Source organism: Aquabacterium sp., assembly GCF_004297345.1.
GTDB lineage: Bacteria > Pseudomonadota > Gammaproteobacteria > Burkholderiales > Burkholderiaceae_C > Aquabacterium.
The window spans coordinates 1-2,016 of the sequence record NZ_SCTN01000552.1 but is presented as its reverse complement, the minus strand read 5'-3'; the positions used below and the strand labels follow the sequence as shown (position 1 = coordinate 2,016).

The 2,016-nt window shown below is 61.9% G+C and carries 3 protein-coding genes; all 3 read left to right on the top strand.

Going from position 1 to position 2,016, the window contains the following annotated elements:
* The coding region (locus tag EPO09_RS21245) for a cytochrome P450 (RefSeq protein ID WP_290646444.1) at positions 1-766 on the top strand (766 nt) is incomplete at its 5' end.
* 63 nt (positions 767-829) lie between these two features.
* The gene (locus EPO09_RS21240) at positions 830-1,714 is read left to right on the top strand and encodes an HDOD domain-containing protein (RefSeq protein ID WP_290646442.1); all 885 of its coding nucleotides are present in this window, start codon (positions 830-832) and stop codon (positions 1,712-1,714) included.
* 101 nt (positions 1,715-1,815) lie between these two features.
* The coding region (locus tag EPO09_RS21235) for a DUF808 family protein (RefSeq protein WP_290646440.1) at positions 1,816-2,016 on the top strand (201 nt) is incomplete at its 3' end.

Below are 2,016 nucleotides of genomic sequence, written 5' to 3'. Positions count from 1 at the left end.
GCTCTTCCGATCTGACGAATTCATCGCGCAGGCGCGTGAACGCATGCGCGAAGACCCCGCACGCGTGGCCCAACCGACCAATCTGCTGGAAGCCATGATCGTGGCGGCAGACCAGCCCGACAGTGGTGTGAGCGATGACGATGTTGCGGGCAACGTCATGACCATGCTGCTGGCCGGTGAAGACACCACGGCCAATACGCTGGCCTGGGCCATCTACCTGCTGCATCGCAACCCGGAAGTGCTTCAAAAAGCGCAGCAGGAGGCGTGCGACGTGGTGGGGCGTGACCTGGCGGCACTCACGATGGACCACATGGTGCATTTGCCCTATCTGGAGGCGGTGTGCCACGAAACCATGCGACTCAAGCCCGTGGCGCCTTTCCGCGTTGTGCAAGCCTTGCAGGACACGGTCGTGGCGGATGTGGCCGTGCCCAAAGACACCATGATCTGGTGCGTGTCCCGCCATGACGCCATGGATGCCACCTACTTCCCGGATCCCGAAAAGTTCGAGCCGGTACGCTGGCTGGACGCGGACGCCCATCACGCCAGCCAGGCCAAGCGCGTGTCAACGCCCTTTGGCGCCGGTCCGCGCGTCTGCCCCGGTCGGTACCTGGCCTTGGTCGAAATGAAGCTCGCCCTGGCGACCCTGCTCAGCCAGTTCAGGATCGATGCCGTGAACACGCCAGATGGCAAAGAGGCCTCGGAAGTGATGTCCTTCACGATGACGCCCGTTGGTCTGGCCCTGAAATTGTCGCCAATCTCACCCTGATAGAGGGCTTAAGTACTGCAGGGTTTTGTCCGATAAAGATCCATTGCTCTCAAGCCAGCTGCCATGACCACCGCCACCGAGCCCACCTGCATCGATGACATCCTCACGGAGCTGGACAAGGCCAGGAAAAACGGCCCCTTGCATGACATCCAGATTCCGCCATGCCCAGCCTTGCTGACACGGTTGCAGAATGCGATGGCCAAGGAAGAGCCGGATCTCAACGAGGTGGCGCAAATCGCCACGAGCGATGTGGCCATGTCGGCAGCCTTGCTGCGGGCGGCCAACAGCCCCTTGTATGCAGCCGGCGGTCAGCCAGCCCAGACCATCGGACAGGCCATGAACCGCCTGGGCCTTGAAAACACAGCCGCCGTGATGCTGGGGTTTCTGGCGCGGCGTGCCATCAAGGTCAATTCCAAGCACCTGCTGCGCTTCTGGGAGCGCTGCACCAAGCGCGCGTTGGCCATGGCCTTCATGGCCAACAAGCTGCCTGGCGTTTCGGGCGATTTGGCGCACACCTACGGCCTGTTCTGCCATGTCGGCATGGCGGTGATGGCGCAAAGCGTGCGCGGCTATCTGGGCACGCTGATCGAGGCCCACGCCCGCATCGACCGCTCATTCATCGAAACCGAGAACGCCAATCACAAGACCGATCACGCGGTGGTCGGCGCCCTGGTTTCGCGTGTGTGGCGACTGTCTCCTTCCGTGACAGCGGCCATTCGTCTGCATCACGATCTGGAAATCCTCAAGGAAAAGCGAGCCCAGTCAGAGGTCAACACCCTGGTGTCCATGGGCTTGCTGGCGGACTACTACATGCGCCGCCACGAAGGCCTGGAGCAGGACGTGGACTGGAAATCGCATGGCGCCACGGTCATGGAGTGGCTGCAGGTCAGCGGCGACGAGCTGATGGCCTGGGAAGAAGAGCTGCGCGAGATTTTCGAGTCGGCCTGATCAGGCTGCCTGCCTCCCTGCGGTTGCTCAGCCCTTAACATTCACGCCTTGCCCTCGGCCAATCTGGCCACGCAGGCGCTGAATCAAAGGGAGCTTTCATCATGGCGGTATCCAGCCTGCTGGTTTTGTTTGACGACATCGCACTCGTCCTCGACGATGTGTCCGTCATGGCCAAAGTGGCCGCCAAGAAAACCGCAGGCGTGCTGGGTGATGATCTGGCACTTAATGCCGAGCAGGTCGCAGGCATCCGAGCCGAGCGCGAATTGCCTGTGGTCTGGGCCGTGGCCAAGGGCTCTGTTCGC

Excerpts from the sequence above, each read along its gene's own strand:
- EPO09_RS21240 (WP_290646442.1), top strand. The coding sequence starts at position 830 with ATGACCACCGCCACCGAGCCCACCTGCATCGATGACATCCTCACGGAG.